The following is a 24361-nucleotide window of genomic DNA, read 5'->3' as shown; positions in this document are numbered from 1 at the left end:
GCCGCAGCTTTCTTGCCATCGCGCACGGCGCGTATTCCGTATACTCGTTCAGTGGAACATCGCGGATGCAAACGACGAAGACGGCGAGGACGGGGCCCGCCGAGCCCCGGCCCAAGGGCGGAAGGCGGGGGTGGGCCCGGTGGATGTTCTACTCGCACCTGTGGCTGGGCGTCGCCACCACGGGCATCGTGCTGATCATCTGCATCACCGGCGTGCTGCTGAACCACAAGCGCCCGCTGGGGCTGATGCCCGAGGTGCAGAACCCGCAGGCGGGCGAGCTGGGCGCCTCGCTCCCCATCGCCGAGCTGGCGCGGCGCGCGGAGGGCGCCGTTCCCGCGGAGGTGGCGGCGGCGGGGATCGACCGCATGGACGTGCGGCCGGGCGACGGCTTCGTGAAGGTGCGCTTCGACGACCGCGCCGTGCACGAGGTGACGGTGGACCTGGCGACCGGGCGGGTGCTGCACGCGGGCGAGCGCAACGACGTGTTCCTGGAGAAGCTGCACTCGGGAGAGATATTCGGCGACCAGGGGATATTGCTGAGCGACCTGGCCGCCGTGGGGCTGGCCATCCTGGTGATCAGCGGCTACTGGCTCTGGCTCTATCCCCGGAGCCGCGGATGATCGCGGGACTGCTGGCGGGCCTGTTCCTCGTTCCCGTCGCCCTGCTGTGGCTGGGCCACCGCCTGCGCCGGCGGACGCCCGGCGCGCGGGCCGTCTTCTGGGGCGCCACCATCGGGCATTCCCTCGGGATCCTCGCCACGCTCGCCGCCGTCCACTATCCCCCGGTGCTGTGGACGCAGGGATGGCGCGCCGTCGCCGTGCACTGGTCGATGGTCGCGGGTGCCCTCCTCGGCGCGGCCGTGGGTGCGGCGGCGGGACGGGCGCGGTGAAGCCCTGAATCCAGAGTTGGTTCGCGATTTGCCCTCCCCCCGCGGCCCGGAAAACCCGCGAACGAGAGGCAATCGGATGGTGGATCAGGCAGAGCAGGACGACGCGGCCGCGCGTCTGGAACGGCAGCGCGGCCTGGCGCGGGTGGTAGACCGCAACGTGCGGGCGCTGGTGGCCCGCCGCGCCGCCGAAGACCGCCGCAAGAGCACCTCGGAACGCGTGGCCGACCGCATCACGGGCTTCACGGGCAGCATGCGGTTCGTGTACATCCACCTGCTGCTGTTCGGCACGTGGATCGTCGTGAACGTGGGGCTGGTGCCGGGGCTGCCGCGGTTCGACCCGTCGTTCGTCATCCTGGCGATGGTGGCCTCGGTGGAAGCCATCTTCCTTTCCACCTTCGTGCTGATCAGCCAGAACCGCATGGCCGAGCTGGCCGACCAGCGCGCCGACCTGGACCTGCAGGTGAGCCTGCTGGCCGAGCACGAGATCTCGCGGATGCTGGCGCTGGTCCATCGGATGGCGGAAAAGCTGGGGATCGAAGAGGCGGCCGACCCCGAGCTCCACGAGCTTGCCCAGGACGTGCACCCCGAGGCGGTGCTGGACAAGATCGAGGAAAACGCCGACAACTTCGGCCGCGACGGCCAGCCTCTCCGTGACGGTGTGGCGTAGCCGGCCGTTGCCGATCCCGTTCCACCAGACGATTTTGCCCGGAGTTGGTCGTACGGCGGAAAATCCGGACCGCTCCGAACATCCACCGATCGAGGCATCATCATGCAGATCCGCAATCCAACCGCCGCGCTGGCGCTGATGGCCGCAGCGGCCTGCGCTCCCGCGGCGGTGCAGACCCCGCCGGCGCCGGCCCCGGGGGACATGGCGGGACCCAGCGCCCCCGCCGGCGATTCCATCGACCGCAAGCTGGCGCAGTACACGTCGGTGCGCCTGACGACCGACCTGCCGCTGAGCGCCCGCGACAGGCAGATCATTCCGCTGCTGATCGACGCGGCCCGCGAGATGGACGCCGTGTGGCGCCAGCAGACGTACGGCAACCTGGACTCGCTGGTGGCGAGCATCCGGGACCCGCGGGTGCGGCGCTACGCGGAGATCAACTACGGGCCGTGGGACCGGCTGGCGGGGAACGCGCCGTTCCTCCCCGGCGTGGGCCCCAAGCCCGAGGGCGCCAACGTGTATCCGGCGGACATGACCAAGGAGCAGTTCGAAGCGGCCGTGGCGGGGGGCGGCGCCCGGGCCGACTCGCTGCGCGGGCTGTACACGCTGGTGCGGCGCGACGCGGGCGGGCGGCTGACGGCGGTGCCCTACAGTCGGGCCTTCCGGGCGAACATGGAGCGCGCGGCGGCCCGGCTGCGGCAGGCCGCCGCCCTGGCCGAGGACCCGGGCTTCCGGCGCTACCTGGAGCTTCGCGCCGCCGCGCTGCTGACGGACGACTACCAGCCCAGCGACCTGGCCTGGCTGGACATGAAGAACAACACGCTCGACGTGGTGATCGGGCCCATCGAGACGTACGAGGACGCGCTGTATGGATACAAGGCCTCGTACGAGGCGTACGTGCTGGTGAAGGACCTGGAGTGGAGCCAGCGGCTGTCGCGCTATGCGGCGCTGCTGCCGGCCCTGCAGCGCGGCCTTCCCGTACCCGATGCGTACAAGCGCGAAACCCCGGGGACGGACAGCGACCTGAACGCGTACGACGTGCTGTACTACGCGGGCGAGGCCAACGCGGGCTCCAAGACCATCGCCATCAACCTGCCCAACGACGAGCAGGTGCAGCTGCAGAAGGGCACGCGGCGGCTTCAGCTGAAGAACGCCATGCGCGCCAAGTTCGACCGCATCCTGGTGCCCATCGCCACCATGCTGATCGCGCCGGACCAGCGGCGGCACATCACCTTCGACGCCTTCTTCGGGAACACCATGTTCCACGAGGTGGCGCACGGCCTGGGGATCAAGAACACCATCGATGGCCGCGGCACCGTGCGCGAGGCGCTGAAGGAGCAGGCCAGCGCGCTCGAGGAGGGCAAGGCCGACGTGCTGGGGCTGTACATGCAGGTGCAGCTGCAGGAGATGGGCGAGCTGCAGGGCGACGCCATGGACAGCTACACCACCTTCCTGGCCAGCATCTTCCGTTCGGTGCGCTTCGGCGCGGCCAGCGCGCACGGGCGGGCCAACGTGGCGCGCTTCAACTACTTCAAGGAGCGCGGCGCCTTTGCGCGCGACGCGGCCACGGGCACCTACCGCGTAGACCCCGTCCGCATGCGCCAGGCGATGAACGCGCTCTCCGAGCAGATCCTGCGCTTCCAGGGCGACGGCGACTACGCGGGCGTGCAGGCCTTCATGGCGCGGTACGGGCAGATCGGCCCCGAGCTGCAGTCCGACCTGGACCGCCTGGCCACCGCGGGAATCCCGGTGGACGTGGTCTTCGAACAGGGCACCGACGTCCTGGGCCTGCGATAGAAAAGCATCACGCAGAGGGCGCAGAGAAAACGGAGAGGACGCAGAGGGATCATTCCTCTGCGTCCTCTCTTTTCACCTCCGCCCCCTCTGCGTGATGCCGTTCCGTCAGCGCATCAGCGCGACCCGCTCCTCGGCGCGCACACCGGCAAGGGGCGGCACGGGAAGCAGGGGCGGCAGCGCGCCGCCGCGGCGGTACACGTCGGGGTGCAGGGTCAGCGCGCCACCCCGCACTTCGTTCAGCCGGTACTCGATGCGCACCCGAACGCGGCCGGACAGGGCGATCTCGCGCGTCTGGCGCGGGTTGTCGGCCAGGCGCTGCACGGCCTGGTCGCTCACCGGCGCCCCGTCGGCCCGCAGCACCAGGCGCGCCAGCTCCATCACGTCGGCGTTGCGCATGCGGATGCAGCCGTGCGAGGCCGGCCGGCCCAGCGCGTGCTCGTTGCGCGCCGGCGTGCCGTGCACGTAGTAGTCGCGGAACAGGTGGATCTTCACCCGGCCCATCGGGTTGCTCCATCCGGGTGCCGCGGGCCGCTCGTCGCGCGCCCACGCCGCGTCGGGCGGGGTCCACGACGGGTTCCACACCATCCGCCGGATCGCCGCCTCGCCCGTGGGCGTGGCGTGCCGCGGCGTGCCCACCGACACGGGGTACGAGCGGATGCGCTCCCCGCCCTGGAACACCTCCAGCCGGCCGGCGGGGATGTTGACCACGATGTCCATGGCTCCCTGCGCGCGGGCAGGGACGGTGGCCAGCAGCGAAATCAGCAGCCCGGGGACGGCCCGGCGAATCGAGAACATGGTTCGGCTTCCGGATCAGGGTACGTGGTGCCGCGTGTCGTGCTCCAAAGCTGCGGCACCAGGGGCGGACGCGCGCCGGTCATTTGACCCATCCCGCGCCCATCCCCCGCAATCCGTACGAAAGCCGCCCCGGTCCTGTTTCGGCGCCCGGCTCCCCGCCGAACACGAAGCTTGCCCCGGGCGCCGCGCCGAACGCACATTGCAAAACCGCCCGCCCTGGCCCGCGAAGTGCCGTTCAAGCCGGGGCGTCGCCCCTGTCCCCCGGATGAGGAGGTGGTACCATGAGGTTCAGAACGTTGTTCGGCTGCCTCGTCGCATTCCCGCTGCTCTACGGTTGTGCCCACAACGCGTCCGGGAGGGACGCCGGCCGGCCGGCGTCCCACTCCCGCCGCATGCTGGTCATCGAGGAGGCGCAGCTCACCCGCCGCGCCGGAACGCTGCTCAGCGTCATGCAGTCCGCCGCCGGCCCCATGGAAATCCGGGAAACGCCGGGCTGCCCCGAAATCACCATGCGGGGGAAGAAGCGGTTCCACGGCGCGGCCACACCCAGCATCTACGTCAACGGGATGCACGCCACCAACACCTGCGTCCTCAACGATTTCCTCGCGGTCGACGTGAGCCGGGTAGAGATCTATCCCTCGGGCGTCACCAGCCGTCCGGGGTACGTGAACTCGGCCGACGGCCTGATCCTGGTGTTCCTGGTGGGGTCCTCCGAAATCGCCCAGCGCTGACCCCTGCGGGCAACCGCCGCCACCTGAACGGAAACCGCCGCCCGGCCATCGAGGCCGGGCGGCGGTTCTACGTACGTGCGGGGCGTGCGGCGGCGAGCTACCGCCCGCCGGAGCCGCCCGCGGCGCGCTGGGCCACGAGCCCGGCGATGCGCTTTTCCAGCTCGCCGGTGGTCCTGCACCGGGTCGAAGGCCCGCTCACCGTCTGCGACGTCGCCTCGGCCGACACGGTGGTCGAAACCTCGCTGCGGTCGCCCACCGCCCGAACGTGGCTGACGGCGGCGAACTCCACCCGGTAGGTGTTCGCGATCGGCAGCCCGCCGGCCCCGCTGCCGCAGTCGAAGTACGTCGACATCCGCACGCCGGCCAGCCGGCCGCTCTCGGTTTGCGACCGAACCCCGAACAGGCGGCCGCCGGTGTCCATGACCTCGCCGCGAATTCCCAGCTCGCGGTACACGGCCGGCAGCGCCCCCCAGGCCGCCTCCAGGGGCAGCGCGACCACTTGCGACGAAACGCGGATTTCGGTGTTGGTCGAGATGCTGAAGTCGCCGCCCGCGGTGGAAACGCGCGTCGTTACGGGAACGCTCGACTCCACGGTGACGGTCCGTCCATTGGACGACGCCGGGCCGCAGGCGGCCAGGAGCAGCGCGGAGAACGCGAGAATGCGCATGGATGACTCCCTTCGGGGGGAAGGTAGAAGGGCGCGCGCGAAACCGCGCGCGCCCCTGGAGAAAGACTCGGCGCGGGGCCTTCCTGGCGGAAGTCCCCGGCCGGCCGGTCACATCAGTTCTTGTCCCACCACAGCTTGGCGGTCTGCTCGTTGGCCGCGCCCGTGATGCCCTGGCGCGTCATCGCCTCCTGCAGGTTCGTGGCGTTGAACGTCTCCTCCGAGTACGGATACGGGTACCGTGCGGGAATGCTGGTCGTAAGCACGGCGTTGGGTCCCGGACGGAGCACCGGGTTGTCCAGGCGCCGCACTTCGGCGTAGGCCTCGAGGCCCTGCCCGTAGAGCGCGAGCCACTTCTGCAGGCCGATCAGCGCGCGCGAGTTGGTGGCGTTCCACATCACCCGGGGCTGAGCCAGGTAGGCCTGGGCCTCGGCGGTGGTGGCACCCCAGCGGACCATCGACGCGGTGACCGCGGCGTCGTACATCGTCTTGGCGTTGTCGGCGGTGAAGCCGCGAGCCGCCGCTTCGGCCCGCAGGAAGAGCACCTCCTCGTACGTCATCACCGGCAGGCAGGCGGTCTGGGCAAGCAGCGCCGCGCCCGGCTGCGAAACCTGGGTGAAGCCGTAGTCGTTCGCGGCCAGCCCGGCCGGCAGCCCCTCGAAGTGCTTTTCGCCCGCGGCGAGCGTCCGGCCGCCGTACGTCTTTTCGGCGGTGATCGGCTGCGCGTACGCGGAAAGCCGCGGGTCGGAAAGCGACTTCATGGTGTCGACCAGCACGCGGCCCGCCCGGTAGTCACCGGGCCGGGTCTGCCAGTAGGTGAACCACGGGTTGCGGGTGGTCGAGGTGTAGCAGATCTGCGCGTTGTCGGCCGCGTCGGTGAACACCCCGCCCGGTCCGGCCAGCGCCGCCACGAACTCGGCGCGGGCCTTGGTGGGGTTCGCGTCCGCGATGCGCATGGCCATGCGCAGCCGCAGGGAGTTGGCGAACTTCTGCCACTTGGCCCCGTTCCCGCCGTAGATCAGGTCCTGGGCCCCCAGCGGGTTCTCACCCGTCTTGATCAGCCCGGCCGCCGTGGTCACGTCGGCGAGCATCTTGTCGTAGATCTGCGCCTGCGTGTCGTACTTGGGCGTGATCACCCCGCCCGCGATCCCCTGGAAGGCCTCGGAGTACGGCAGGTCGCCCCACATGTCCGTCAGGTTCTGCATCGCCCACGACTTCATGATCAGGCCGGCGGCCTGCACGTTGGGCTCGCCTTCTTCCGCGCCCAGCTCGGCGGCCCTGTGGAAGTCCATCAGGTAGCCGGAATACGCCTCGCGGAACAGGAAGTCGGTGTCCGAGGAGCGATACAGGTACAGGTCTTCCTCGGCGTACTGGATCTGGGCCAGGTGCTGCACCAGCACCTCGCCGTAGCCGAAGTTGAAGCTGGACCCGAGCAGCCGGTCCGCCGCGTCCTGCTGGCCGTCGGTCAGCAGGAACCTGGCGGGAACCTCGGTCGGGGCGTTCGGATCTTGGTTCAGGTCGGTCAGGCCGTCGCACGCCGCGGCGCCCAGGGTCAGGGCGAGCATGGGGGCGAGGCGGACCAGGATGGAATTCTTCATGGTCTTCGCTCTTTCAGGTCGGGGGCCGGTCACGGAGTGATGGTGATGTTCAGACCGATGCTCCGGCCGGTCGGCAGCTGGCCGAACTCGAAGCCCTGCGAGTTGCCGGCGTCGAACGCGGTCTCCGGGTCGATGTGCGGCGTCTTGGTCCACAGCCACAGGTTGCGGCCCACGATGCCCACGTTCACCTTGCCCAGCGGCGTGCGCGACACCAGCGACTGCGGAACGTTGAAGCTGAACCGAGCCTCGCGCAGCTTGGTGTAGCTGGCGTCGAAGATGTGCGGCTCGTCCATGAAGTACGCCATGAGCCAGAAATCCTCCGGGCACACCGGGGTGGTGTTCGGCGCGTCGGATTCGGTCACGCCGTCGAAGACGAGGCCCGGCTCGCAGGGCCCCTGCTCGCGGCCCGGGAGCGAGGTGTCGAGCACGCCGGCGAAGTTGCCGAACATGTTCGTCACCGAGAAGATCTCGCCGCCGACGCGGGTGTCGAACATGAAGCTCAGCTCCATGCCGCGGAAGCTGAACGTGTTGGTGAGCGAGCCCAGCCAGTCGGGCGAGTAGTTGCCCAGGTACACGCGCTCGTCGGCTTCCAGGGGAATGCCGTCTTCGCCGACGACGATCTTGCCTTCGGCGTTGCGCTTGTAGCCCTCGCCGTACATCGAGCCGTACGGGTCGCCCACGCGCGCCTCGGTGGTCACGCCCCAGTACGAACCCAGCTGGTACGTGGCCAGGTCGCCGAACAGGGTCTCGACCTTGCTGCGGTTGCGCGAGTAGTTGGCGGCCATCGACCAGCGGAAGCCGTTCGACCCGTTGATGGGGGTGGCCGTCGCGCGGAGCTCGAAGCCCTTGTTGGAGATGGCGCCGGCGTTCACCGCCTGCTGCAGGAAGCCGCTGGCGCCCGAGATGTCGGCCCGCAGGATCTGGTTGCGGGTGACCTGGTCGTAGTACGTGGCCTCGAAGCCCAGGCGGTTGTCGAAGAACTTCAGGTCCGCGCCCACTTCCCACGCCTCGGTGAGCTCGGGCATCAGGCCGGCGTTGGGGATGAAGTTGCCCATCGAGTACGCCGGCGTGCCGCTGAACGGGGTTTCAGCCGAGTAGGTTCCCTGCAGCTGATAGGGTTCGGCGTCGTCGCCCACCTGCGCCCATCCCGCGCGCACCTTGAAGAGGTTCACCGGGGTCCGGGAAAGGTCCACCGCGTCCGACACGATCAGGCTGGCCGAAACCGACGGGTAGAAGTACGAGTTGTTCCCGTCGGGAAGGGTCGACGACCAGTCGTTGCGCCCGGTGACTTCCAGGAAGGCCAGGTCGCGGAAGCCCAGCTGGGCCGAGCCGTACACCGAGCGGGTGCCCACGCGGTACACCAGGTTCTGCGCGTCGACGGGCGACGCCGCGTTGGTGGCCTTGAACAGCCCCGGAATGGTCAGCCGCTCCACGGTGACGAGGTTGAACTCGTCGGCGGACGACCGGTAGTTGCCGCCCAGGGTGGCCGCCAGCGAGAAGGTGCTGCTCAGGTCGCGGTCGGCGGTCAGGAAGGCGTCGGTGTTCGTTTCATTGCGGGTGATCACGTCTTCGCCGTACGTGTCGTCCGGGAAGTTGATGTTGTCCGCGTGGAACATCCGCTTGCGGTGGTCCTGGTACCAGTCGGTGCCGGTGCGGGCCGTGGCCGTCAGCCAGTCGGTGAGGCCGTAGCTGAGCGACACGTTGCCGATGAGGCGGTTGCGGTCGTCCTCGTTGCGGTTGTGCAGCGCCAGCCAGTACGGATTGGTGTGGTAGTTGTAGTTCCAGTTGTACATCTCGCCGTCCTCCGTCATGTAGTCGCGAAGGAGGCGGGTGTCCACCGTACGGCCGAACCACACGAACTGCTGCATGGGGTTGGTGGCCGCGTAGCCGGTGCCCGGGCGGTTGGCGCCCTCGCCCCGGATGTAGTTGGCCGAGGCCTCGGCGCGCAGGCGGTTGTTGATCTGGGTGCCGCCGTTCAGGCCGATGGTGTAGCGGCTCAGCTCCTGGCCGGGGTACATGGCCTGCTGGTTCATGTGGCCGATCGACAGGCGCACGTTCGCGCGCTCGCTGGCGGCCGACAGGGCCAGGTTGTTCTGCACCGTCATGCCGGTGCGGAAGAAGTTCGCCACGTTGTCGGGATGGCAGACGAAGGGAGCCGGCTGTCCGTTGCTGAAGAACTGGGTGATCTGGCGGCCGTCGCAGGCCGGGCCCCAGCTCTCGTCGACGCCGTCGGCCGTGCCGGCGCCCGCGCCGTCTACGAACTCGAACGCGCCCTGCGAGCCCTGGCCGTACTGGTTCTGGTACGAGGGCAGGCGAAGCGGGTCTTCCCAGGTGACGTTGCTGGTGTAGCTGAGCTGGGTGCCGTCGATGCCGCGGCCCGACTTGGTGGTGATCAGGATCACGCCGTTGGCGGCGCGCGACCCGTAGAGGGCCGCGGCGTTGGGACCCTTCAGCACCGTGACGTTGGCGATGTCGTTCGGGTTGATGTCCTGCGCGGCGTTGCCGTAGTCGAACCCGCCGTACCCGCCGAGCGAGGGCGCCGAGTTGTCGATGGGCACGCCGTCGATGACGAACAGCGGCTGGTTGTCGCCCGAAAGCGAGGTGGCGCCGCGGATGACGATGCGGGCCGAGCCGCCGGCGGGGCCGGCGTTGGTGGTCTGCACGCCCGCCACTTCGCCCGCCAGCGCGTTGACGATGTTCGTCTCGGGCGCGTCGGTGATCTGCGAGGCGTCGAGCGTGGCGGTGGAGGTCGTGACCGCCCGCTCCTCGCGGGTGATGCCGAGCGCGGTAACCACCAGGGCGTCGAGCTCCAGGACCGACGAGGCCATCTGGAAGTTCTGCGTCAGGTTGCCCCCGGGCGCCAGCGTAAGGCTGCGCGAAACCGTGGAAAGGCCCTGGCGGGTGGCGGTGATGGTCACGCTCTGCCCCGCGCGCACGGCGGAGCCCGGAATGGTGATGCGGTACGAGCCGTCGGGGCCCGAGGTGTTGCCGACGTTCAGTTCGGCGATACGCACGAGGACTCCGGCCTGCGGGTCGCCGTCGGTGTCGGTGACGCGCCCCGACACGGTCGTTGCGTCCTGCGCAAGCGCGAGCATCGGTGAGGCGCACAGCGCCACCAATGCCAGCAGCCAACGAATGGTTCTCATCTCAGGGATTCTCCTGGACAACGTGAAAAACGTTTTGCGCGGCGAAGCGCCGCGCGGGGGTGAGGCACGACGGAAGCTCCTTTCGTGGACGGGGGTGGTGGTGTAGAAGGCTGGTTCGAACGCTCGTTAAGGAGGTGGACCGTCCAACATAATCGGGTGCAGCCCAATTTCGCAACCGCCAGGGCCCTTGGGGAGCGCCTGCACGCGCGTGTCCCGGGGCTGCGGCCAGCCCCGGGACCCGAGAAGGGAAGGTTCGCGTCGTTTCTAGGGCGCGCAGCTCCCCTCGGCGCAGCGCTCGCCCCCGGCACCCGCGCCGGCCTCCTTCGCCTCGCCGGCCACCTGCTCCAGCACCTGCAGGAACGCCGACGCCGGCTGCGCGCCCTGCACGGCGTAGCGGCCGTCGATGACGAAGGTGGGGACGGCGGTGATCCCCAGGCGCTGGGCCTGCGCGATCTCGTCCTTCACCTCGCGCCGGCCCTCGCCGCTCGCCAGGTAGCCCCGCACCCGCCCGCCGTCCATCCCCGCGCCCGTGGCCAGCGTCTCCAGCACGCCGGCGTCGCCGATGTCGGCGCCCTGGCCGAAGTGCGCCTCCAGGAGCGCTTCCTTGAGCGCCTGCTGCACGCCGCCGCCGTATTCGCGCTCCGCCAAGCGAAGCAGCCGGTGCGCATCCAGCGTGTTTGCGGCCATCGCGGCATCGAAGTCCATGACGATGCCTTCGCCGCGCGCCGTCTCCGTCACCTGCCGCGCCATCTGCGCGCCCTGCGGCCCGAACCGCTGCGCCAGGTACTGCTGCAGCGGAAAGGCGGTGGCGGGGGCATCGGGGTTCAGCTGGTAGGGCCGGTAGACGACCTCCACCTCGTCGGCCCCGTGAAACGCCGCCAGCGCGCGCTCGAAGCGCCGCTTGCCGATGTAGCACCAGGGGCACGCCACGTCCGAATAGATCTCGACCTTCATCACGGTTCCTTGTTCGTCGGTGCTCGTTCCGCGCGTCAGGCGGCGCGGGCGATGCGCTCCAGCGCGTGCCGGTGGTGAGGGAAGCCTTCCTCGGTGCCGCGGCCGATGGCGACCAGCGCCGGGACGCGCGCGTTTTCCGGCAGGTTCAGCAGGCGCTTGACCGCTTCGGCGTCGAACCCGGCCATGGGCGAGGTCTGGTAGCCGTGCGCCTCGGCCGCCAGCAGCAGGTAGCCCAGGGCGATGTGCGCCTGCGCTGCTCCCCACGCCTCGCGCTCGTCCGGGCTCTGTGCCTGGAACGAGCGCAGGATGGTCTGCCGCGTGGTGGCCCGCTGCACGGCGTTCATCCCGGGGTGGATCGTCTCGTCGAGCGTGGCCAGCGCGTCCTGCATGTCGCTGTACAGCACGATCACCGCGGGGGCGGAATGCACCTGCCGCTGGTTGAAGGCCGCCGCCGCGAGCTGCGCCTTGAGCTCGGGTGCTTCGACGATGACGAAGCGCCAGGGCTGCACGTTGAACGCCGAGGGCGCCAGGCGAACCACGTCCAGGATGCCGTCGAGGTCCTCGCGCGGAATGGGCAGCGGTTCGAACGCGCGGATGGAGCGGCGCTGCACGGCCGCGTCTCGCACGTTCAACAGGTCGGTGGTGGTGCTCATGGCTTGCTCCCGGTGGAACTCGTGTGATATCTTTCCCGTAGTAACTATACAAAAAGAAGTTGATTGCGTCAACTGCGCCCTTCGTCTATCCTGGCAGCCATGAGCGACGCCACTCGTCTATGCCCGCACTTTCACCGCGCCGTCGAGCTGGTCGGCCGGCGCTGGACGGGCGCCATCGTCTACGTCCTGCTGAACCAGCGCTGCCGGTTCGCGGGGCTGCGCGCGGCCATACCCGAGATCACCGACCGGATGCTCTCGGAGCGGCTGCGCGAGCTGGAGGCAGAGGGAATCGTGGAGCGCAGCGTGATCCCCGACACGCCGGTGCGGGTGGAGTATGCGCTGACCGACAAGGGCCGCGCGCTGGCGGCGGCCGTGGACGCGCTGGGCACCTGGGCCCACGACTGGCTGTCCAAGGCGCCTGGGTGAACGCACTGGGTCCAGGTCGCGAGGGCCGGAACTCTGGAGGAAGCAGAGCCGGTCTACCACCTGGGCGAGAGCGGAATCCGGGGGGCTGGGAGCGGAGTCCGGAGAGCTGGAGCGGAATCCGGAGAGCTTCCCCGGGAACTGGCGGCGGAAATCAGCACCTTGAAGCGGCGGACTGCGCAACCGGAGATGCGGTCGCTGATCTACCGGCTTTGCGTGTGGCGTCCGCTGACCTCCGAAGCACTCGCGAAGCTGCTGCAGCGCGAGCAGGCGTACATCGTGGAACAGTACCTCGCGCCAATGGTGAGGGATGGAGAGCTGGCGTACACGATCCCTGGCCGGCCCACGGCACCTCGGCAGGCATACCGCGCCACGCTCCAGGGGGATAGTCAGGGCGGGAGCTGAGCCTGGAGCCGGTCCGCGCCTGGATGCGCCGGGCTGACGCGGCGGAGGTCGGCGAGGGTGGACTTCGCCTTTTCGTACTGGTAAGTGAGCGCGTAGGCGGTGGCGAGGTTGTACAGTAGACCGGCGTCGCCGGGGGTGCGGGTGCGCTGCTGCTCCAGGCGGCGCAGGGCTTCGGCGGCGCGGAGCGCCTGCGCAAGGCGCGGGTCGCCGGGATCCAGCATGGCCGCGCGGCGAAGGTGAGCCAGCGCGGCCGCGTGGTCGTTCTTCCGCAGCAGGATGATGCCGATCAGCCGCAGGCTTTCCGGGCTCTCCTCGCGGGCGTTGGCGTCCTGGAACCAGCCCAGCGCCTCGTCGTAGCGGCCCAGCGTGTAGGCGATGCGCCCGCCGTCCAGCAGCGGACGCGGCTCGGTGCGGTACTCCTGCGCCAGCGCGCGGGCCACGTGCAGGGCCTGCTCCCACTGGCCGGTCTGCTCGTAGTGGCCCCGCAGGCGGTCCATCGCTTCCGGCCAGGGAAGCGTACCGCGCACCATCGCCTGCGCCAGCTGCTCTTCGGGCGTGCGCGGGTGCAGCGTGTCGACAATCGGCGTCGCCCGGGTGCCCCGTGGACGGAACGGCCATCCCGAGCGCACGCGGTCTGCCCGGAACACCCCCACCAGCGAGTCCGCCGCCGTCACCGGAACGGCGCGCCGCGCTTCCGCCGCCGGAACGGGGCGGGTCCACGGCCCGATCATCCGCCGCGCCCTCAACGCCTCGTAGAACGCATCGGCGATCAGGAAGTAGCCGTCCACGTTAGGGTGAAGGTGCTCCAGCATCAGCGTGCCTCCGATGGATCCCCCGGGCGCGGCCCGCTCCAGCGCGCGCTGCGTTTCCACCACCGTCGCCCCGTGGCGGGCGGCCTCCTCGCGAATCACCTGGTTCAGCGCTTCCGGCGCGCGGAAGCGGAGCTGGTCGGCTTCCTTGGCGGCGCGGTAGTGAGCGCGCGCCCGGGCGGCATCGCCCCGGCCGTCGTAGACCCGCCCCAGCGCGTACAACGCGTCCGCGGCGGTGCTGTCCATCCGAACCGCCTCGCGGAGCGCCCGCTCCGCCCCCGCAGGGTCGCCCCGCCGCATCGCCTGTAGCCCGGCCCGGTACGCGCGTCCCCATGCGGCCGAGTCCGTGCCCGGCGCCAGGCCGCTGACGAAGGGCGGCTGGTCGCGCTCGTTGCTCGCCACGGTGCCGATGAACACGGGGATGTCCGCGGCCCGGTAGCGGCCCAGCAGTTCGCGCAGGTTGGCGCGGAACTGCTCGACGCCCTCCCGATAGCGCGCGGAGCCCAGGGGAATGCGCTGGTCGCCGGCCATCAGCTCCATGACCGTGCGCGGCTCGCCGCCCTCCCCCGCGGGCGCGGCGCCCCGGCCGAACAGGCTCCCCATCCATTGGGCGATGCGCAGGTGCCGCAGCCGCAGGTACGCCTTCGTCAGCCACCGCGCGCGCCCGGCGGACTGCGACGATCCCACGCCGAACACGCCGTAGTACTCGTTGTGCCCGGTGTAGATCATCACCGCGTCGGGGCGCTGGGCGATGACCTCCCCGGCCAGGTCCAGCAGCGTGTACGAGTTGACGGCGGTGAGCGCGGTGTTCACCACCTCGATGTCGCGGTCGGGAAAGGTGGCTTGCAGCCGCTGCTGAAGCATCCGCGAGGGCGCCCCGCCGTGCCGGTACGGAAACCCGGCCGCGGACGACTCGCCCTGGAAGATGATGCGGAACGTTTCCGGCCGGCGCTCCGCGCGAAAGAAGTCCAGGTGCGGCAGTGGGACGATGGTGCCCTTGGGAAAGTAGCGCCTGGCGACGTCGGGGTTGGGGTGCATGAACTCCGGGCGCCCCTCCGCCGGTACGAAGAGGGGATGGCTTTCCCCATATCCCGCCACGCGCAGCCCCAACTCCAGCAGCAGGAGCAGGAGAATCGGCAGCGCGAGGGTGATGGCGGTGAACAGCCGCCGCATCCCCGGCGAGAGAGGCGGCGGTTCGGCTGCGGGCGGTGCTTTCGGCGGCGCGGGGGCTCGCTTCTTCTTGCTCATCGGGAGATGGAGACGATGGCCGCACACGGAGGGCACCGAGGACACCGAGGGGGGCGCCGAGGAGAGCGTGTGTCGGGTGCGGAAGGTAGACGAGAAGCGGAGTGCCCGCAAACGGCGCCGCGGCGCGCGCCGCGCCTGCCGAAGCGCGATCGGATTCTCCCCTCTCCCGCTTGCGGGAGAGGGGCCGGGGGAGAGGGCAGCCGGGGCATGCGCCGGCCTCGTTCGAGACGCCCCGGCGTTGCGGCCAGGTCTGCGCCGATCCAATCGAACCCCGATCGAAGTTATCCCCTCTCCGCACGCAGTTTGTGCGGGGAGGGGCGGGGGAGGGGCCTCTACGGGTGGTCGGGCGCGGTGATGGGGTGCTTCAGCGCGGCCTCGGCGGCGTAGTAGCCGCACATCCCGTGGACCGCTCCGCCCGGCGGCGTGGAGGCCGAGCACAGGTACAGCCCGGGCACCGGCGTGGAATACGGGATCTTTCGCGGCGCCGGGCGGAAGAACACCTGGCGCAGCGTCATGGCGCCCGCGCTGATGTCGCCGCCCACCAGGTTGGGGTTGTGCCGCTCCAGCGCGGAGGGCGGCATCACGTTCCGGCGCAGCACCACGTCGCGGAACCCGGGTGCGTAGCGCTCCACCTGGTCTTCGATGGCCTCGGTCATGTCGACGTCGCAGCCGAACGGCACGTGGCAGTACGCCCAGGCGATCTGCTTTCCCTCCGGCGCGCGCGACGGGTCGAACAGCGTCGGCTGCACCAGCAGCACGAACGGCTTTTCGGGAACCTTTCCCTCCAGCGGCGCGTGCTCCGAGGCTGCGATCTCGTCGAGCGTGCCCCCCAGGTGCACCGTGGCCGCGCGCGCGCACTCCGGGTTGCGCCAGGGGATGGGCGCGCTGAGCGCCCAGTCGATCTTGAACGAACCCGCGCCGTAGCGAAACCGCTCCAGCGCCCGCCGGTAGCGCCCCGACAGGCGGTGCCCCGCCACCCGCAGCACCTGCCGGGGCGTCAGGTCCAGCAGCACCAGCGGCACCCCTTGGAACTCGTCGACGTTGTCCACCGGCGCGCCCGTGACGATTTCTCCGCCGAGCGAGCGGAGGTACGAGGCCAGTGCGTTCGCGATGCTCCGCGAGCCGCCGCGCGCGATGGGCCACCCCACCGCATGCCCCGCGGCAACGAGGGTCAGCCCGAAGGCGGCCGTGGGCGAGCGGGTGAGCGGCACCATGCTGTGCGCGGCGTTTCCCGCGAACAGCGCGCGCGCCAGCTCGCCCTGGAACCGGCGCTTCGCCAGCCCGTACGCCGGCCGGATGCCGTACACGCCAAAGCGCGCCAGCAGCAGCGGGTGGTCCGGAAACTCCAGCGGCCCCAGCACGTCTTCCGCCAGCACCAGCCAGCGGCGCACCCACGGGTTCATCAGCTTCTTCCACGCGCGCGCGTCGGGTCCCAGCGTGGCGCCGGTCTCCTCCATCGACCGCTCGAGCATGGCCACCGTGCCGTCGTCCTGCGGGTGCGCCAGGCAGGCTGGCGAGTGCACCCACTCCAGCCCGTGCTCGGCCAGCGGCAGCGCGCGGAAGAAGGGCGACGACACGCCCAGCGGGTGCACGGTGGAGCACACGTCGTGGTGAAAGCCGGGAAGCGTCAGCTCCTCGGTGCGCATCCCCCCGCCGATGGTATCCGCCGCCTCGCGCACCACCACGCGCCGCCCCGCCTGCGCCAGTGCGATGGCCGCCGCCAGCCCGTTGGGGCCCGATCCCACCACCACCGCGTCCGGACCAGCCATCCACCCCTCCCGGTTGCCATCCGCCCAGCGCCACGCCCGCCGGCCGGGGCACGACGCATACCAGAAGGGGGAAACGAAGAAGGGCGCCTCCGCCGTCGCGGAAGCGCCCTCCACCCACGCCCCCCAGTCGTGCGTCAGGCCGCGTCCGACTTTTCGCCGGAGCCGCTCTTTTCCTTCTCCTTCTCACGCGAGCCGCTGTCGTCCTTCTCCCGCTCGCCCGACCCGCTCTTTCCCTTGCTGCTCTCCCCCGGCCGGTACGAGCTCTCCGTGTCGCCGCCGGAGATCACGCGGATGGGGATGGGGTTGGGGATGGCCACCTCCACCCGCTCCGTGCGATTGGCCTGGACGCGCTCGATCCAGGCGTCGTCCTTGGCCGCGCCGCCGGACTGCATGACCATGCGCGCCACCCGCAGCCCGTCGGCGTTGGAGATGCGGATGGAGCCGTGCGACGCCGCCGTCCCCAGCGATTCCGGCTCGTTGGTGCCGTGGATGGAGCGCGGCGGATCGTACACCATCTGAATGCGGCCGAGAGGGTTGTCGGCGTCGCCCGGCTCCGCCACCTCTTCGTCCTTGGCCCACTCCTCGTCCGTGGGCGGCGTCCAGCGCGGGTTGAACACCACCTGGCCGACGGTCCACTCACCCGTGCGCGTGGGCCACTCCTCGGTGCCCACGGCGATGGAGTAGGTGCCGACCACCTGGTCGCTGCGGTACACGTACAGCTTGCGCTCGCCGACGTTCACCTCCAGCCGCAGGTCTGGCGGCGGCATGGGCGGGGGCGCCGGCTGGGCCGGTGCCTGCGCCTGTGGCTGCGCGGGCGCGGACGCCGCCGCGTCGCCCGAGGCATTGTCGTCCGAGCCGTCCTTGACCGTGCATCCCGCCGTCGCCAGCAGCGCTACGGCCAGCGTCGTTCCGATCCACCGTTGCAGCATCATCGCTCCTTTCCAGGGTTTGCACCGCCCCACAAGCAAGGCGTGCGCCGCCAGCGGTCCCGGGGTTCGGGCTCTGGCCGCGTCCTTGCGACCGTGCGCCGCGTTCCATCCCACCCTGCACGAGGCTTACGATGATCTGCATCCTTCACGGATACCTGCTGGAAGGCTCGGGAAGCAACCTGTGGACGCGCTCCATCGTGGAGTCGCTGTGCCGGGAGGGGCACAACGTTCACCTGATGGCGCAGGAGAACCACCCCGAGCGCTACCCGTTCATCACCGAGGCGCGCCGCTACCGGGGCGACGAGCCCGGTGAGACGTTCTACCGGGCGGACGCGGAGCACCCGGGGTGCTGCGTGCTTCACAAGCCGGTGCTGGGCGACACCCTGCCGGTGTACGTGTGGGACAAGTACGAGGAGTTCCCCAACGTGGTGCCCATGGTGGACCTGGACGACGAGGCGGTGGAGGCGTACGTGGACCGCAACGTCCGCGCGCTGCGCCGCATCGTCGCCGAGAACGGCATCACGGCCATCCACGCCAACCACGCGGTGCTGATGTCGGTGGTGGCGCAAAGGGTGAGCGAGGAGACGGGCGTTCCCTTCGCGGTGATGCCGCACGGAAGCGCGCTGGAGTTCGCCGTGAAGCGCGACGAGCGGTTCCACCGGCTGGCGCTGGGCGCGTTCACCTCCGCGCGGCGCGTGTTCGCCATCGGCGGCGAGATGCGCGACCGGGTGCGCGGCATCCTGGGCGCGGTACCGGACCTCGAAGCGAAGTTCTCCGAGCTTCACCTGGGCGTGGACACCAGCCAGTTCGAGCCCATCGGGCGGTCGGAGCGCCCCGGCAACGTCGCCCGGCTGGCGGAGGCGCTGGCCGGGATGAAGCACGGCCGCGTTCCCGCGCAGGAAACGGAAATGCTGGGCCGGCTGCGCGGCGACATGACGGTGGACGAGCTGCGCGCCGTGATGGCGGATGCGCAGCGGTACGAGGGCAAGACGCCGGACGAGGGGCTGGAGGCCAGGCTGAACGCGGTGGACTGGGCGCGCGACCCCACGCTGCTCTTCGTCGGCCGGCTGATCAGCAGCAAGGGGATCCAAAGCGTGGTCGCCGCCCTGCCGCTGATCCTGGAAAAGCGCCCGGACCTGCGGGTGATCGTCGTGGGCCACGGCCCTCTGCGCGAGGTGCTGGAGGCGTTGCTCTGGGCCCTGCGCGAGGGAGAGCGCGCCCTGGTGGACCTGATCGTGGCGCACGGCCGCTTGCTGGAGGGGTCGCCGGAGGGGGAGTCGGAGGGCGAAGAGCTGACGCAGGTGGCGCTGTACCTGGAGCAGCTGCGCGAGCGCGGGGAGCTGGACGCGTACTACGCCGCCGCAAAAAAGCACCTGCGGCCGGATACGGTGCTGTTCACGGGCTACCTGACGCACCGCGAGCTGCACCACCTCTTTCCCTGCTGCGACGCGGCCGTCTTCCCCTCCGTGGTCAAGGAGGCCGGGCCGCTGGTGTTCCTGGAAGCGCTGGCGTCGGGCGCGTTTCCCCTTGGCACCTACTTCGCGGGGATGAAGGCCAGCATCGACTCGGTGGCCCAGGCGCTTCCGGCGGAGGACGCCGAGGCGATGAAGCTGGACGCGGCCCCGGAGCGCACGGTGGCCGACATCGTCCGCCACGTGCCCTTGGCGCTGGAGATGGGCGAGCGCCACAAGGACGTGCTGTACCGCGTGGCCCGCGACCACTACGACTGGCGCAGCGTGGCCCGCAAGCTCTTCACCGAGCTGAACGCGCTGTAGCCGTTCCGCACTGACGCACTGACGCACTGACGCACTCACGCACTCGCGCACGAACGAGGGGCCGGCGCATCGCGCCGGCCCCTTTCGCTCATCCCGCAACCGGCCAGAGGCCTACTTGCAGGTGCCCTTGTTCTTGTTCTTGGGCGTGCAGGGGGTGGAGCCCGTTTCGGTGGGCGGAATCACCGGGGTGGGCACCAGGCTGTACGCCACGTGGTTGTTGGTGCTCAGCGAAAGCTGCACGACCGTCTTGGTGCTGGCGTCGAACAGCGCCTGCTTGACGGTCGCCGGCGAGGCACCCGGCGCACCCTGAAGGTACAGGGCCGCCACGCCCGCCACGTGCGGCGACGCCATCGAGGTGCCGCTCAGCGACTTGGCGCCCGTCGCGCTGGCGAAGTCGGCCGACATGATGCCGCTGCCCGGGGCGAAGAGGGTCACGCAGCTGCCGAAGTTGCTCCACACGGTGCGGGTGTCGGTCTTGTCGCTGGCGCCCACGGTGATGGCCAGCGGGTGCCCGCCCGGCGAGCCGTTGCAGGCGTCGATGCCCACGCCGCCGTTGGGAACGCCGTTGCCCGCGGCCAGCGCCAGCGTGACGCCGGCGGCGATCAGGTTGCTGGTGGCCTGGTCGACCGAGGCGCTGCGCTGCGGAACCAGCCCGCCGATGGACATGTTGGCCACCGCCGGAAGCCGCCCGTTCTGCGCAATCCAGTCCATGCCGGCGATGATGCCCGAGAACGAGCCGCTGCCGGCGCAGTCGAGCACCCGAACCGCCACCAGCGACACGTTCTTGGCGACGCCGTAGGTGGAGCCGCCCACCGTGCCGGCCACGTGGGTTCCGTGCCCGTTGCAGTCGCCGCCGCGCATGGTGGCACTGTCCGCCATCACGTCCACGCCGAAGGTGGCGCGGCCGCCGAACTCGGCGTGGTCGTAGCGGATGCCGGTGTCCACGATGTACGCCGTGACGCCCGCGCCGGTGCTGGTGTAGCTGTACGTGGTGCTCAGGGGAAGCGCCCGCTGGTCGATGCGGTCCAGCCCCCAGGTGGCGCCCGTCTGCGTGGTGCTGTACGCGGTGGTCCGGCCGTCGGGCTCGATCATGCGCACGCGGCCGTCCAGCTTCAGCGCCTGAAGCGCCACGCTGCTGATGTTGCCCGCGAAGCCCGTGAGCACGCTCTCGTACACGTAGTCGGGGCGAATGCCGTACTGCTGCGCGATGGGAAGCGGATCGACGTCGTCGCTGACGGTGACGATGTAGCGTCCGGGGATGATGCTGTTGTCCTGCAACAGGTTCACGGGGCCGGCGGGGGCCACCGGGCTGGTCTGGTCACCGCAGGCCGCGAGAGTGGCGGCAAAGGCGGCGAAAGCGAAAGTCCTGCGCATGCGTACTCCTGGAGGGGTTGGGGGACCATCGGCGGCGCGCCGTGCGCCGCGGCTGGCATCCAGTAAGGCATGGCGTGTACCGAATGGGGGCACAGGCGCAAACAACCCTTTTGCATAGACTTACGAATTTGCCCTTTGCGCCGGGGACAGGTTGTTGCCCTGTTTTGGTGAAACATTGTTCAGCATCGTGCCTCACAATAGAGCAGGGGGGGTTGTTGTCCTTACGCACTCGCGGCCATTCAAGGGCTTCTCGGCCACGTTGCCGGCCGCCGCGGTGGAGGCCATCCGCCGCAATCCCCGCGTGAAGTACGTGGAGACGGTGGACTGGAACGAGGCGAACTACGCCGCGAACTGGTACGGCTACCAGCACCAGGGGGTCATCGGGTACGTGTACCTGACGCCCTGAGCGGTAAACGTGGAAGACGGACGGCCCGGCCGGGGATGCTCCCGGCCGGGCCTCATCGTTTCCCGACGCCCACGAGTTTGCGCAGATGGGTCCGCCGTCCCAGTATGACGGCACACGCAACAGGATGCGCCGGTTTTGCTCCCCCGTCCCAAGCCGCACTCGTGACCGAGCCCCACCCAACCACCGGCCCCGACGACCCGATCGCCTCGCAGGCCGCCGAAATCCGCCAGCGCCTGGTGAGCCAGGCGCAGCAGAACGTGGACGAGGTGCTGCGGGCGCTGGCCGCGCAGGCGCCCCCCGCCCCCACGGAGCCCGAGTCCGCGGCCGCCCGCGAAGCGTTCTCGCGGACGTGGTCGGAGCTGGCCGACGTGCTGCTGGACCCGCGCACCGGGCTGGCCAGCCGCATCCTGTTCTGGGACCGGCTGCGCCACGCCGCCGCGCGCTACCGCCGGCACAAGCTGCTGTTCGGGGTGCTGTACGTGCGGACGTCGGACGACAAGGAGGCGCACGTGCCCGAGCTGGCGCGGCGCCTGGGGGTGAGCCTGCGGGAGATCGACACGGTGGGGTACGCGGGAGGCGGCGAGTTCACCGTGCTGCTCGACGGGCTGCACGCCGCGGAAGACGCCCAGGCCGTCGCCGAGCGCATTCAGCGGGAGCTGGCGTCGGCGGTGCAGGGCGGGGCCGTGCCGCTGAGCGCCAGCATCGGCGTGGCGGTGCCCGCGGGGAACGGCGACCCGGGCACCATCCTGTGGCAGGCCTACGTGGCCATGCAGCGGGTGGGCTCCGGGGCCGTGGGCGTGGCGCCGGCGGCCTGACGGTCAGCCCGGCCGCGAGGCCAGCGCGTTCGCCTCTTCTTCGGCCGCGGCTACCACGGTGTCGCGGCCGGCGGCCTTGGCCATGTACAGCGCGCGGTCGGCGGAGCGCACCAGGTCCGATGCGTCGGAGCCGTCGTCGGGCGCGGTGGCCACGCCGATGCTCACCGTCAGGTGCGCCCCGCCGCTGAAGCGGTGCATCGCCATGAACCGGCGCAGCCGCTCGGCCACGGCGCAGGCCGTGTCGGCGTCGGCGCCCACCATCACCACGGCGAACTCCTCGCCCCCCACCCTCGCCACGGTGTCGTGCACGCGCACGTGCTCGCGCAGCATGCGGGCGAACTCCTGCAGCGCCGTGTCGCCCGCGGGGTGGCCGAAGCGGTCGTTGAAGTGCTTGAAGTGGTCCACGTCCAGGATGGCCAGGCTCAGCGCGCCGCCGTGCCGCTCGCGCCGCGACGTTTCGGCGGCCACCACGTGGTCGAAGTGGCGCCGGTTGGCCAGCCCCGTCAGCGAGTCGGTCAGCGCCAGCCGCGACAGCTCGGCGCGGGCGGCCGCCAGCTCCAGCCGCTGCTTGCGGATGCGCGACAGCACCACGCAGGCGTACAGCGACGTCACCAGGAACACGCCGCCCACCAGCGCCTCCACCCCCAGCCGCGTGCCGGGGAGCCCGGCCCACACCACGGCGCCCAGGTAGCCGGCCGTCATCAGCGCGCTCAGCAGCGCGGCCGCGCGAAAGCCGATGTACCCGGCGCAAAAGATCAGCACCACCGGCCACACCACCAGCACCAGCATCCGCACCTCGGGCGCCGTGCGGACCATGGCGCTCAGCAGCAGGGCGGTGGCCAGCGAGGGAACCAGCACGAAGTGGGGATCCCACCCGCGCCACAGCCGCCCGCCGCGCTCCAGGAGCACCCACACGGACCCCAGCACCACCCCCGCCACGGCCACCAGCAGCGCCCATTCGGTCGTCGCGATGTGGGCGTACTCCATGACATCGAGCATGGCGATCACCGCCAGCGCCAGCGCCAGGCCGCTGGTGGCGAGGGCAAGGCCGTGCTGCTTCTGGCGGCGGTCCTGGTCCATTGTCGTCCATGCATCGATGGGGTCCGGCACAAGCGACAGAAGTGTGGAAAGATACGTGCCGCGGGCGCGGCGCGGGGCGTGCGTGGCGGGCGCCGCAACCTTTTTCACGGGATACGGATGCGGCGGCTGATTCTTTTCGACATCGACGGGACCCTGCTCGACGCGGGCGGCGCGGGCCGCCGTGCCATCGCCACCGCCATGGTGAAGGTGTACGGCCAGACGGGGCGGCTGGACGGATACCGGATGGGCGGGCGCACCGATCCGCAGATCGTCCGCGAGCTGCTGGGCGGCGTGGGGGTGGGCGAGGCGGAGATCGAGGCCGGGTTGGAGGCGCTGTGGCCCATGTACGTCGAGGGCCTGCGCCACGACATCACCGGCCGGGTGAAGGCGCTGCCCGGCGTTCCCGCGCTGCTGGACCGCATCCACGCGTACCACCCGGAAACCGTGCTGGGGCTGCTGACGGGGAACGTGGTGGAGGGCGCGCGGCTAAAGGTAGAGGCGGCGGGGCTTCCCTTCGGCCGCTTTCGGGTGGGGGCGTACGGCTCGGACCACTGGCAGCGGCCGGAGCTCCCCGCCATCGCCATCCAGCGCGCCCGCGAGTTGACGGGCATCGGCTACCAGGGCAAGGAGGTGGTGATCGTGGGCGACACGCCGTTCGACATCTCCTGCGGCGCGCACCTGGGCGTGCGCACCGTGGCGGTGGCCACGGGCGGGCACACGATGGAGGAACTGGCCGCCTGCGGCCCCGACCACCTGTTCGCCGACCTGTCGGACACGGAAGCCGTCTGGCGCGCGATCAGCGACTGAGGGGTCAGGAGCGGGTGAACCCGCCACACAAGGGCGGAAAGCCTACCAAACTGCGGGAAGGCTTCACCTGCACGCACGCCGCACCTGCCGAAGTACGATGTCATCCCGACGGAGCGGCCACGGAGTACCCTCAGCGTGCCCCAGACACCGCAGCGACCGAGGGATCCGCCACACACCACTCGAAGCGCACCGGAGTATCAGGAGCCCCGACGCCCGAGAGCGGGTGAACCCGCCGCTCGGAAAGCGGAAAGCCCCGGCTCGGGCCGCTGTCGCGTCCCGCCCGGGGCTTCACCTGCACGCGCGCCCCGCCTGCCGATGCGCCACCAGTCATCCCGACGGAGCGGCCACGGAGTACCCGCAGCGTGCCCCAGACACCGCAGCGACCGAGGGATCCGCCACACACCACTCGAAGCGCACCGGAGTATCAGAATGCCCCGACGCCCGAGAGCGGGTGAACCCGCCGCTCGGAAAGCGGAAAGCCCCGGCTCGGGCCGCTGTCGCGACCCGCCCGGGGCTTCACCTGCACGCGCGCCCCGCCTGCCGATGCGCCACCAGTCATCCCGACGGAGCGGCCACGGAGTACCCGCAGCGTGCCCCAGACACCGCAGCGACCGAGGGATCCGCCACACA

The 24361-nt window shown here is 70.6% G+C and carries 22 protein-coding genes; 11 read left to right on the top strand and 11 right to left on the bottom strand.

Features of this window, described 5'->3' with window-relative positions; translation table 11 throughout:
- Positions 1 to 65: 65 nt before the first annotated feature.
- From VGB24_RS21760 to VGB24_RS21745, 4 genes are all read left to right on the top strand, one after another.
- On the top strand, positions 66 to 620 hold the full coding sequence (locus tag VGB24_RS21760; RefSeq protein ID WP_331075023.1) for a PepSY-associated TM helix domain-containing protein: 555 nt from the start codon (positions 66 to 68) through the stop codon (positions 618 to 620).
- Positions 617 to 889, top strand: coding sequence for a hypothetical protein (locus VGB24_RS21755; RefSeq protein WP_331075022.1), 273 nt, complete (start codon positions 617 to 619; stop codon positions 887 to 889). Before VGB24_RS21760 ends, VGB24_RS21755 begins: the two co-directional genes overlap by 4 nt.
- A 76-nt stretch (positions 890 to 965) precedes the next feature.
- On the top strand, positions 966 to 1556 hold the full coding sequence (locus VGB24_RS21750; protein ID WP_331075021.1) for a DUF1003 domain-containing protein: 591 nt from the start codon (positions 966 to 968) through the stop codon (positions 1554 to 1556).
- 102 nt (positions 1557 to 1658) lie between these two features.
- Positions 1659 to 3350: a dipeptidyl-peptidase 3 family protein gene (locus VGB24_RS21745; RefSeq protein WP_331075020.1), complete on the top strand. Its 1692-nt coding sequence runs from the start codon at positions 1659 to 1661 to the stop codon at positions 3348 to 3350.
- A 105-nt stretch (positions 3351 to 3455) separates the two neighbouring features.
- On the opposite strand, the gene VGB24_RS21740 is transcribed toward VGB24_RS21745, so the two are convergent.
- Positions 3456 to 4145 carry a L,D-transpeptidase gene (locus VGB24_RS21740; protein WP_331075019.1) on the bottom strand — a complete coding sequence of 230 codons (690 nt, stop codon included), beginning with the start codon at positions 4143 to 4145 and terminating at the stop codon, positions 3456 to 3458.
- 392 nt (positions 4146 to 4537) lie between these two features.
- Here VGB24_RS21740 and VGB24_RS21735 point away from each other — a divergent pair, with 392 nt between their 5' ends.
- Positions 4538 to 4876, top strand: a complete 339-nt coding sequence (locus VGB24_RS21735) for a hypothetical protein (RefSeq protein ID WP_331075018.1) — start codon at positions 4538 to 4540, stop codon at positions 4874 to 4876.
- 97 nt (positions 4877 to 4973) lie between these two features.
- On the opposite strand, the gene VGB24_RS21730 is transcribed toward VGB24_RS21735, so the two are convergent.
- The 5 genes from VGB24_RS21730 to VGB24_RS21710 all read right to left on the bottom strand — a co-directional run bounded on the left by VGB24_RS21730 (position 4974) and on the right by VGB24_RS21710 (position 11891).
- Positions 4974 to 5543, bottom strand: coding sequence for a hypothetical protein (locus VGB24_RS21730; protein ID WP_331075017.1), 570 nt, complete (start codon positions 5541 to 5543; stop codon positions 4974 to 4976).
- A gap of 113 nt (positions 5544 to 5656) precedes the next feature.
- The gene (locus VGB24_RS21725) at positions 5657 to 7138 is read right to left on the bottom strand and encodes a SusD/RagB family nutrient-binding outer membrane lipoprotein (protein WP_331075016.1); all 1482 of its coding nucleotides are present in this window, start codon (positions 7136 to 7138) and stop codon (positions 5657 to 5659) included.
- A gap of 29 nt (positions 7139 to 7167) precedes the next feature.
- Positions 7168 to 10284, bottom strand: a complete 3117-nt coding sequence (locus tag VGB24_RS21720; protein WP_331075015.1) for a SusC/RagA family TonB-linked outer membrane protein — start codon at positions 10282 to 10284, stop codon at positions 7168 to 7170.
- 264 nt (positions 10285 to 10548) lie between these two features.
- Positions 10549 to 11238 (bottom strand): DsbA family oxidoreductase, encoded by a 690-nt coding sequence (locus VGB24_RS21715; protein ID WP_331075014.1) that lies wholly within the window; start codon positions 11236 to 11238, stop codon positions 10549 to 10551.
- A gap of 35 nt (positions 11239 to 11273) precedes the next feature.
- The gene (locus VGB24_RS21710; RefSeq protein ID WP_331075013.1) at positions 11274 to 11891 is read right to left on the bottom strand and encodes a nitroreductase family protein; all 618 of its coding nucleotides are present in this window, start codon (positions 11889 to 11891) and stop codon (positions 11274 to 11276) included.
- Positions 11892 to 11990: 99 nt separating this feature from the next.
- Between VGB24_RS21710 and VGB24_RS21705 the strand changes: the two genes are divergently transcribed.
- Entirely contained in the window at positions 11991 to 12317 is a 327-nt protein-coding gene (locus VGB24_RS21705) for a helix-turn-helix domain-containing protein (protein WP_331075012.1), read from the top strand.
- 186 nt (positions 12318 to 12503) lie between these two features.
- Entirely contained in the window at positions 12504 to 12719 is a 216-nt protein-coding gene (locus tag VGB24_RS21700; protein WP_331075011.1) for a hypothetical protein, read from the top strand.
- On the opposite strand, the gene VGB24_RS21695 is transcribed toward VGB24_RS21700, so the two are convergent.
- The 3 genes from VGB24_RS21695 to VGB24_RS21685 form a co-directional block, all read right to left on the bottom strand.
- A complete protein-coding gene (locus tag VGB24_RS21695; protein WP_331075010.1) occupies positions 12704 to 14776 on the bottom strand; it encodes a tetratricopeptide repeat protein in 2073 nt (690 codons plus the stop codon). The genes VGB24_RS21700 and VGB24_RS21695 overlap by 16 nt on opposite strands.
- A gap of 332 nt (positions 14777 to 15108) precedes the next feature.
- Positions 15109 to 16545, bottom strand: coding sequence for an NAD(P)/FAD-dependent oxidoreductase (locus tag VGB24_RS21690; RefSeq protein WP_331075009.1), 1437 nt, complete (start codon positions 16543 to 16545; stop codon positions 15109 to 15111).
- 134 nt (positions 16546 to 16679) lie between these two features.
- Complete coding sequence (locus VGB24_RS21685) at positions 16680 to 17477, bottom strand: L,D-transpeptidase (protein ID WP_331075008.1); 798 nt, start codon at positions 17475 to 17477, stop codon at positions 16680 to 16682.
- A gap of 128 nt (positions 17478 to 17605) precedes the next feature.
- Here VGB24_RS21685 and VGB24_RS21680 point away from each other — a divergent pair, with 128 nt between their 5' ends.
- Positions 17606 to 19249 carry a glycosyltransferase gene (locus VGB24_RS21680; RefSeq protein WP_331075007.1) on the top strand — a complete coding sequence of 548 codons (1644 nt, stop codon included), beginning with the start codon at positions 17606 to 17608 and terminating at the stop codon, positions 19247 to 19249.
- Positions 19250 to 19360: 111 nt separating this feature from the next.
- On the opposite strand, the gene VGB24_RS21675 is transcribed toward VGB24_RS21680, so the two are convergent.
- Positions 19361 to 20623 (bottom strand): S8 family peptidase, encoded by a 1263-nt coding sequence (locus tag VGB24_RS21675; RefSeq protein WP_331075006.1) that lies wholly within the window; start codon positions 20621 to 20623, stop codon positions 19361 to 19363.
- Positions 20624 to 20810: 187 nt separating this feature from the next.
- Between VGB24_RS21675 and VGB24_RS21670 the strand changes: the two genes are divergently transcribed.
- Positions 20811 to 21029, top strand: a complete 219-nt coding sequence (locus tag VGB24_RS21670) for a protease inhibitor I9 family protein (RefSeq protein WP_331075005.1) — start codon at positions 20811 to 20813, stop codon at positions 21027 to 21029.
- Between the two features lie 161 nt (positions 21030 to 21190).
- Positions 21191 to 21844, top strand: a complete 654-nt coding sequence (locus VGB24_RS21665; RefSeq protein ID WP_331075004.1) for a diguanylate cyclase domain-containing protein — start codon at positions 21191 to 21193, stop codon at positions 21842 to 21844.
- A gap of 3 nt (positions 21845 to 21847) precedes the next feature.
- On the opposite strand, the gene VGB24_RS21660 is transcribed toward VGB24_RS21665, so the two are convergent.
- The gene (locus VGB24_RS21660; protein ID WP_331075003.1) at positions 21848 to 22924 is read right to left on the bottom strand and encodes a GGDEF domain-containing protein; all 1077 of its coding nucleotides are present in this window, start codon (positions 22922 to 22924) and stop codon (positions 21848 to 21850) included.
- A gap of 117 nt (positions 22925 to 23041) precedes the next feature.
- Here VGB24_RS21660 and VGB24_RS21655 point away from each other — a divergent pair, with 117 nt between their 5' ends.
- The gene (locus VGB24_RS21655) at positions 23042 to 23731 is read left to right on the top strand and encodes an HAD family hydrolase (RefSeq protein WP_331075002.1); all 690 of its coding nucleotides are present in this window, start codon (positions 23042 to 23044) and stop codon (positions 23729 to 23731) included.
- Positions 23732 to 24361: the final 630 nt, after the last annotated feature.

The organism is Longimicrobium sp., assembly GCF_036399935.1.
Classification (GTDB): Bacteria; Gemmatimonadota; Gemmatimonadetes; order Longimicrobiales; family Longimicrobiaceae; genus Longimicrobium.
Note: the sequence above shows the minus strand (reverse complement) of the source record. Positions and strands in the feature narration are given on the sequence as shown.